Here is a 6763-nt window from a genome sequence, read left to right on the forward strand (position 1 = left end):
ATATAATATTTTATTTTATTTTTCAAGTTTATTTTAAAATTTTTTTAGTATGTACCACATGGTTAATGACAGCTACAGTTAAAAATGCCAAACCTGCCGTACAGACCCCTTTCCAGCCATATAAGTTCCAGCTGTAGGTTCCCGCAAAAGATCCCAATGCACCACCCGTAAAATAAGCTACCATAAAAACTGTATTCAATCTATTTCTTGCCTCCGGAGAAAGACTATGTACTAGTGTTTGATTAGAAACTTGTCCTGATTGGGTACCTAAATCCAATAATATTAGTCCTAAAATCAATCCTGCTATTCTATTTCCAAATATAAAAAGCACTATAAATCCCATTACGGCAAAAAAAATAGAAACCCCTACAGCAAACTTAGCACTCTTTTTATCACTAAGTCTTCCTATTATAGGTGCTGCAATAACACCACTTATTCCCAACAGGGCAAATAATCCAGCAGCTTCACTTCCCATATTATAAATTGGGGACTCTAGGAAAAATATAAGAGTTGTCCAAAATATACTAAAAGCTCCAAACATCATAGCGCCACTTAAAGATGCCTCTCTAAGCAATGGTTCATTTTTAACTAAATCCTTTAGGGAAATCATTATATTTTTATAGGATTCTATTAATTTAGGCTCATTTTTTGGGAAAGATTTACTCACCACTACATATAAAACTATCATAAGAATAGAAGCAATATAATACACACTTCTCCAACCTAAAAGCGCCCCTAGAAATCCGCTTATAGTACGTGCCAATAAAATTCCTGCCAGAAGACCGCTTAAAACTGTTCCTAAAACTTTTCCTCTTTCTCTGGGAGCAGAAAGTTCTGCAGCAAAAGGAACAACAAGTTGTGGAATTACTGTTGTAAATCCAACTAAAAAACTAGATACAATGAGCCAATTCAAATTCTTTGAAGACGCAAATAAGATCAGTGATATAACTGAAGCCAACAATAATTTTAAAATCATATTTTTTCTTTCTAAAATATCCCCTAAAGGCATAATGAAGAACATCCCCATTCCATAACCTATTTGGGTTAAAGTAGATACAAGTCCTATATTTCTTACAGATACATTAAATTCTCTGGATAGTTCACCTAATAATGGCTGATTATAATATAGATTAGCTACCGTAGCTCCACAAATTATAGCCATAATCCGCACTAGATCGGGGTCTATGCTTTTACTAATTCCATTGTGATCTTGCATAAGAACTACCTCTTTCTTCTAAAGAATATACTTTTTGATTTTAAGCAATTTAATAATTTTATATTATTTTCAGTTACATGTCAATAAATTATAAATTTACAACATAAATTTTAAAATTTCTTTGATCATATGACAAATTTAATGTATAATAAGGTTGTTAGTTAATACTATATAGCTTCTTGTTAATATCATATTTTTGTGTTATACTAATAGAATTAATAAACACCGATATACAAAATCAGATATATCAATTATAAGTGTTTTATCTTTAGGAGGATAATAAATGAAAACAGGAACAGTAAAATGGTTTAATTCAGAAAAAGGATTCGGATTTATTGAAGTGCCAGGCGAAAATGATGTTTTTGTACACTTTACCGCAATTCAAAGTGATGAACCTAGAAAAAATCTTGAAGAAGGTCAAAAAGTTCAATTTGATGTTGAAGAAGGACCAAAGGGTCTTCAAGCTGCCAATGTTGTAAAATTATAATATAAATTTTACAATATAACAAAAAACATCTTAACATAAATGAATGTAATGTTTTGCCACCTTTCTATAGAGGGTGGTTTTTTATATTTAATTATAACTTGGAGTTAAACTCCAAGTTATAATTTCTCTAGAATTAGAGATCTAATCATTTGCCAAGTACTTTTCTTTTTAATTTAAGTCCAGTTTCCGTAATTGCAAGCCCACCAAGGGCTGTCTCTCTGAGTTCACAGGGAAGTTGTTTACCTACCTTATACATTGCCGAAACAGTATCATCAAAAGGAATCCTGCTGATTACACCTGCCATAACCATATCAGCAGTAGTCAATGCATTGACAGCTCCAGATGCGTTTCTCATTGCACAGGGTATTTCCACAAGACCCGCTACAGGATCACACACCAATCCAAGTATGTTCTTTATAACTATTGCACTGGCATTTAATGCCTGCTGTGGAGTACCTCCCATCATCTCAACTACACCTGCCGATGCCATAGCCGAAGCTGAACCACATTCTGCCTGGCATCCGCCCTCTGCTCCTGCCATAGTTGCATTTTTAGCTATTATTATTCCAATTCCAGTCGCTGTAAAAAGGCTTTGAATCAATTCATCTTCACTTTTATTCAATTTTTCTCCCGCTGTTATTATAGTTGCCGGTATTATTCCACAGGATCCCGCTGTAGGTGCAGCTACTATTTTCCCCATAGCAGCATTTATTTCCGAGCAGGAAAGAGCTCTTGCCATAGCTTTTACCATAAACGTTCCAGTTAATGTTTTTCCCTGGCTGCAGTATTCATTTAATTTATACGCATCTCCTCCTATAAGGCCACTTACCGATTTTACCTTATGCCGCACCCCGCACTCTGCTGCATCTTTCATCACCTGAAAACTTTTCTTCATATTTTTAAAAATATCTTCTTTGCTTTTTTCAGTAGATATCGCCTCTTGTTCAATTGTATATTCCCAAATCTTCATGTTTTTCTTCTGACATATATCTATCAGTTCTTTTCCCGTGTTAACCATGGATTATTCCTCCTCACTTATAGGATTTATAGCTCTAACCCTGTGTACATTAGGTATTTTGCTTATTTCATCAACTACATCATCTGAGACAAAATCATCTACTTCAAATACCATGGCTGCTTTAGCACCCTTTATATTTTCTCTGTATACCCTCATAAAAGCTATATTTATCTTATATTTATAAAGTACTGATGATACTTTGGCAACCATGCCTGGCACATCTACATGATTTATCAATATAGTAGGATAAACTCCTGTAAATTCTATTTTATCTCCATCAACTTCAGTTATAACAACATTGCCCCCACCTATAGACGAACCCATTATTTCCGAAACCTTGCCATCTTCTCTTGTTATTACAAATTTAACCGTATTGGGATGTACATCTCCTAAATCTGTTTCGATGAATTCAATTTCTATATTTTTTTCTTTCGCCAGCTGTATAGAATTTTTTAAATTTTGATCCCATGGATTCATGCCCAATATTCCAGCAACCAATGCTTTATCGGTACCATGTCCCTTATAAGTTTTTGCAAAGGAACCATGAAGAAAAAACTGTACTTTTCGAATTTTCCCACCTGCTATAGTACTTGCAATTTTCCCTAATCTTGCTGCCCCTGCGGTATGTGAACTCGATGGTCCTATCATTATAGGTCCCAATATATCAAAAACACTATATTCTCTCATTTTTTACATCGTCCCTCCAATTTTCACATGAAAATAGTCCAAATATAAAAACACTATTAATAGTGTTTTTATATTTGTCAATCCTATTTATTAATCTTCGTTATTTCTTGTGAATTTATTCTTTCTAGCCATATAAACAGGCAGCCCTATAAGCGTCACACCCAAGCCCAAACCTGCATTTAGAGGCTGGGTAAAAAGCGTATTAAATATTATATAGAGTCCTCCAAGTATTGCTATAATAGGAACTATGGGGTATCCAGGAACCTTATAAGGTCTTTCCATATCCGGTCTCTTTTTTCTGAGAACAAATACGGCAAAGAAAGTCATTACATAGAATATCCAAATTACAAATATGAGCAAGTCTGTCAACTGATCGAATTTACCTGAAAATATAAGTATTATGGATATGATTCCTAACAATATGCCGCTGTTTACAGGTACTTTGGAATTCGGAGTCAATTTTGCCAGCCATTTGCTTCCCGGTAACTTGTTTTCCACAGCCATGGCATAAGGTACTCTCATACCTGTAAGTACATATCCATTTATAGTGCCAAATACCGATATCAATATTCCTATAGTTATTATCTTCCCACCTGCTTGTCCAAATATTACATTTGCTACAGCTGCTGCCGGTGTCTTTGTTGCTGCTAGGGCACTTGCCGGCAGTACAAACAAATAAGCCACATTAATAAGTAAATAAACAGCCATTACCAATGACAATCCGCCTACAATAGCTATTGGCAAATCCCTTTTTGGATTTTTCATTTCTCCAGCTATAGCTCCTACATTTATCCATCCATCATAAGCAAACATCGTGGCTACAAGGGCAGATCCCAAACTTGTAGCTATAGGATGATTCTGAGCCACCATTGGCAGCAATCTCACTGTTCCTCCATTACCGTTTATAAGTCCTATTATTATAATTGCAATTAAAGGTATTAACTTACAGATAGTTGAAACTGTCTGTATGACTCCGCCAGTTTTAGATCCAAATAAATTCATGATTATTAAAAATACACTAACTATAATAGCTATTGGAACTATGGCTGAATCAGACATGCCTAATAGTGAAGCTGCCTGGGTTCCAAATATTATGGCAAGGGCAGCAACATTAGCTGGAAAATATATTATGGTCTGTGCCCATCCCAGCAAAAATGACCACATATCACCATATGTCTCCTCCAAATAAGCTATCATTCCTCCCGTTTTCGGTATTGCTGCAGAAACTTCAGCTGCAGTAAGACCACCTGCTATAGTTATTACACCTCCAAGTATCCAGGCTATTAATCCAAGTCCTGGTGCTCCGGTGGCAGTAAATACAGCTGTAGGCTTGAAAAATACTCCAGCTCCTATAACTATACCAATAACCAAAGCAAGAGCAGGTACTAAACCCAGATTCTTCTTTAATTCATCTTTGCCCATTTTTTTGATTTCCTCCCTGTCTTTTACACAAGTACAATTACTGATTCAGTTATTCTAAAAACATCAATTCATTTTATAACTATGAATCCCTATATCCACAAAACAGCGGATATTCAAACCTTATCTACAATGAATATAATAAATAATATATTAATGCTTTACAATACCTTTTCAATAATCAACCTGTATTTTCTAAAATTTTAAATTTATTATTTATTTTAAAAAGCATAATAAATTACAAAACAAAATGCTATAATGAAATTAATGACAGATTTAGTATCAAATTTATCTATATATGTCTTATAAAATTCAGTATAGCTGTTTAATATATAAAAACGTAAAGTTTAGCTATGTTAACAAGTTTTTATACAAAGTTATTATTTAAACGTTTTACTTTAAGTTTCGTTCGCGTATAAAATACATATTTGATATATTGTTTTTCATTTTTCATTTTCATCATATCACATTAATTTAATTTATACAACAAAATTCTTGAAAAAATAATCTTCTCGTACTATACAGTTACCGAAACAATTTAACGACGTATATTATTTAATTAACTGTTAAATTTAACTATTCAAAAAAATAAATTAGAATATTCATTATTCTAATTTATTTTAAGTTCACTTACCTGGTATCTTATTGATACACAGCAACTTTAAATCTTCCTTTATTTCTTCTCTTGTCTTACCTATACTGGAATCCACTACAGCTACTAATGCACCCTCCACCAATGCCGCATCTATTATTTCTACTTTAGATTGAATATCTTCATTTAGAAATTCAATGGCCATTTGAGTATTCATGTAAGCGCTGCCTAAATCAAATAATATTATTACTCCATCTTCTGAGTATACCTCCAATATAGCATTTTTTATTTTTTCCACATCTGTACCGAGCCTTCCATCTGATGTTCCACCTGCAGATACAACTCTGCCTCCAGGAGACATCTGCTCAACTAAGCTTTTTATTCCTTCAGCAATTTTGCTGCTGTGAGATACAATTACAATACCAACCATAAAAGTCACCTCTTTATCAATAGCAATTAGCTGCTAATTTTCTCACTTCTTCATAAATAACATTAAGCATAAGATAACTAGAAACGGCACCAGGATCTTGATGTCCTATACTTTTTTCCCCTAAATAACTTGCCCTTCCCTTTCTTGCTCTTATACTCTTAGTACTATTCACTCCTTTAAAGGCTTCATCTTTTGCATTTTTAAGTGCCTCTACAGTATTTAATTTTTGATTTAATGAATTCTCAAGGGAATTTACTGCTAATTCCATGGAATCTACCATAGTTTTATCTCCCATATTTGCCTTTCCCCTCACTTTAATCTCACTCAATGCATCTTTAAGCATAATAAGAAAATCATTCACATCAACAGCATTTTTTCCCTTTACTGATACTGCCGCTTTCATAAAAGCCGTACCATAAAGTGAACCCGAAGCTCCTCCAACCTTCGAAAGCAATGTCACACCAACAACTCTTAAAATATTGCCTATATCGCTTTCATCCTCTTCCTTTAACTTTTCTCTTACAGCTGTAAACCCCCTATCTAAATTTAAACCATGATCTCCGTCTCCTATATCTGCATCTAATTTAGTCAGATAGTCTTTATTCTCGCTTATAACTGCTGCTATAGAATTTATTATTTCTTTTACCTGCTTTCCATTTACACTCATAATACGTCTATCTCCCTACATATTTACATTACTTTAAACCTTTCCAACATATCCTGCATGAGCCGGTTCATGCCCACTTTCTCCCCCACTTACAAATACAACTTTACTCTTTTCTATACACTTATATATTACACCTATATCTTATCAAAATATAATATAGGTGTGAATATTCTATTATAAAAGCATGACTATTTTGGTACATTTACAATTACAAATACATAATATAAATAAATACAAAAGTATATTT

Annotated in this window: 8 protein-coding genes; 1 reads left to right on the forward strand and 7 read right to left on the reverse strand. The window is 33.6% G+C overall.

Annotation, left to right across the window (positions count from 1 at the left end; all coding sequences use genetic code 11):
• Positions 1-28: 28 nt before the first annotated feature.
• Positions 29-1216, reverse strand: a complete 1188-nt coding sequence (locus tag J5G60_RS15250) for an MFS transporter (RefSeq protein WP_150357921.1) — start codon at positions 1214-1216, stop codon at positions 29-31.
• Positions 1217-1499: 283 nt separating this feature from the next.
• Between J5G60_RS15250 and J5G60_RS15255 the strand changes: the two genes are divergently transcribed.
• Positions 1500-1703, forward strand: coding sequence for a cold-shock protein (locus J5G60_RS15255; protein ID WP_106011167.1), 204 nt, complete (start codon positions 1500-1502; stop codon positions 1701-1703).
• A gap of 145 nt (positions 1704-1848) precedes the next feature.
• On the opposite strand, the gene sdaAA is transcribed toward J5G60_RS15255, so the two are convergent.
• The 6 genes from sdaAA to J5G60_RS19245 form a co-directional block, all read right to left on the reverse strand.
• Positions 1849-2721 carry an L-serine ammonia-lyase, iron-sulfur-dependent, subunit alpha gene (sdaAA, locus tag J5G60_RS15260; protein WP_150357920.1) on the reverse strand — a complete coding sequence of 291 codons (873 nt, stop codon included), beginning with the start codon at positions 2719-2721 and terminating at the stop codon, positions 1849-1851.
• A gap of 3 nt (positions 2722-2724) precedes the next feature.
• Positions 2725-3408, reverse strand: a complete 684-nt coding sequence (gene sdaAB / locus J5G60_RS15265) for an L-serine ammonia-lyase, iron-sulfur-dependent subunit beta (protein ID WP_150357919.1) — start codon at positions 3406-3408, stop codon at positions 2725-2727.
• Positions 3409-3498: 90 nt separating this feature from the next.
• Positions 3499-4830, reverse strand: a complete 1332-nt coding sequence (locus tag J5G60_RS15270) for an APC family permease (protein ID WP_150357918.1) — start codon at positions 4828-4830, stop codon at positions 3499-3501.
• 623 nt (positions 4831-5453) lie between these two features.
• Positions 5454-5849: a dihydroxyacetone kinase phosphoryl donor subunit DhaM gene (gene dhaM, locus J5G60_RS15275; RefSeq protein WP_150357917.1), complete on the reverse strand. Its 396-nt coding sequence runs from the start codon at positions 5847-5849 to the stop codon at positions 5454-5456.
• Between the two features lie 16 nt (positions 5850-5865).
• A complete protein-coding gene (dhaL, locus tag J5G60_RS15280) occupies positions 5866-6516 on the reverse strand; it encodes a dihydroxyacetone kinase subunit DhaL (protein WP_150357916.1) in 651 nt (216 codons plus the stop codon).
• A gap of 33 nt (positions 6517-6549) precedes the next feature.
• On the reverse strand, positions 6550-6654 hold the full coding sequence (locus tag J5G60_RS19245; RefSeq protein WP_207708009.1) for a dihydroxyacetone kinase subunit DhaK: 105 nt from the start codon (positions 6652-6654) through the stop codon (positions 6550-6552).
• Positions 6655-6763 lie beyond the last annotated feature (109 nt).

It is taken from the genome of Clostridium sp. HV4-5-A1G (assembly GCF_900184915.1).
GTDB classification, from domain to species: Bacteria; Bacillota; Clostridia; order Clostridiales; family Clostridiaceae; genus Clostridium_B; species Clostridium_B aromativorans.

What these genes read in the sequence shown, in the direction of transcription:
- J5G60_RS15255 (WP_106011167.1), top strand. Translation starts at nt 1,500, where the DNA reads ATGAAAACAGGAACAGTAAAATGGTTTAATTCAGAAAAAGGATTCGGA.
- J5G60_RS15250 (WP_150357921.1), bottom strand. Translation starts at nt 1,216, where the DNA reads ATGCAAGATCACAATGGAATTAGTAAAAGCATAGACCCCGATCTAGTG.
- dhaL (WP_150357916.1), bottom strand. Translation starts at nt 6,516, where the DNA reads ATGAGTGTAAATGGAAAGCAGGTAAAAGAAATAATAAATTCTATAGCA.
- J5G60_RS15270 (WP_150357918.1), bottom strand. Translation starts at nt 4,830, where the DNA reads ATGGGCAAAGATGAATTAAAGAAGAATCTGGGTTTAGTACCTGCTCTT.
- dhaM (WP_150357917.1), bottom strand. Translation starts at nt 5,849, where the DNA reads ATGGTTGGTATTGTAATTGTATCTCACAGCAGCAAAATTGCTGAAGGA.
- sdaAB (WP_150357919.1), bottom strand. Translation starts at nt 3,408, where the DNA reads ATGAGAGAATATAGTGTTTTTGATATATTGGGACCTATAATGATAGGA.
- sdaAA (WP_150357920.1), bottom strand. Translation starts at nt 2,721, where the DNA reads ATGGTTAACACGGGAAAAGAACTGATAGATATATGTCAGAAGAAAAAC.